Source organism: Moorena sp. SIO2C4 (assembly GCF_010672485.1).
GTDB lineage: Bacteria > Cyanobacteriota > Cyanobacteriia > Cyanobacteriales > Coleofasciculaceae > Moorena > Moorena producens.
This window is the reverse complement of the sequence record NZ_JAAHGN010001555.1, coordinates 1-1126: the sequence shown is the minus strand read 5'-3', so window position 1 is coordinate 1126 and position 1126 is coordinate 1. Positions and strand designations below refer to the sequence as shown.

Sequence of the window (1126 nt, the reverse complement as noted above, 5' to 3'; positions counted from 1 at the left end):
GCATAAATGTTGAATTCCAAGAGTTATGTACCTAAAATTAGATACACTACACCTATAACACGCCAGATAGGTTCACGAGAACACCATCTTATCAAACCAATGTACATAGCTAATATTTTCACACATAAAAGCTTGTAAATATCGTAGTTTATCTAATGTTTTTTTACCGAAACATTTTGGAATCACCACTAATTGTAATAAAACATAACCAATTAGACAGCTATATATTTGTATCTCAATTCCATTGATATTTTTTGTGATTAATCTGTCGAGTTTTAGATGCATCTTCAAAAATTTCCAGAATAACTCTATTTGCCAGCGCCAACGATAAAAATCTCCAATATCTTCATTACTTATTTCTGATTCACCTGTTTCTGGTAGGTTAGTCACTAGTCTAAATTCAGTTTTAGTTTCGAGGTCACAAAAGTTGACTACTCTAGCTTCTATTTGATCTTTTCCGGTTCCGATTAGAACCTGCCCATTTGATAACATTTCTAGCTGAAAGTTCTGATTAATTCTTAATACAAAATAACGATTATATTTGGTCTTTAGATTTTTTATCCTCTCCAAGCTCGCAAATCCTCTATCCATTACGCCAACTCCGTTTTCTGGAGTTGATTCTATTGTGTTATCCCCATATTTACTATCATGACCTTGACCAAAATGAATCATTATTCCTCCTGGCTCTGCTGTTAATAAATTTAAGCCACTGAATAATTTTACTTGATTAAAGCCTTGGCTCCATAAAAGCTTGCTTGTTAATGTTACTATGGTCGAATCAATCGGAAATAATGCTAATTTATTCTTCCCTACTTTTGGGCTTTTATGTAGAGCTTTTCTTAATTGAATTAACAAATTATAAAACAACATTGGATTTCTCACTTTGCTCGCCTTAGAGAAAGTCGATATGTCTACATCTATGCCACGTACATTCAAACGCTTAAATAAACTCCTCATACTAGTTTGACTTTGGTCTAATACAAATTCTAACCAGGTTGATACAAATAGCGATGCAGCGCGGTCTTGGGGGTTTCCCCCATGAGCGACTGCATCAAGACAGGAAAGTATTGAGGACTGGATAATCATCAGTAGGTAGTTTTCCTAGGTGTTTTTTGATGATTTGTGG

At 34.3% G+C, this 1126-nt stretch carries 1 pseudogene; it reads right to left on the bottom strand.

Annotated elements, in window-relative coordinates:
* Positions 1 to 72 precede the first annotated feature (72 nt).
* Positions 73 to 1126: pseudogene (locus tag F6K20_RS39470) on the bottom strand (IS4 family transposase); the annotation flags it as partial.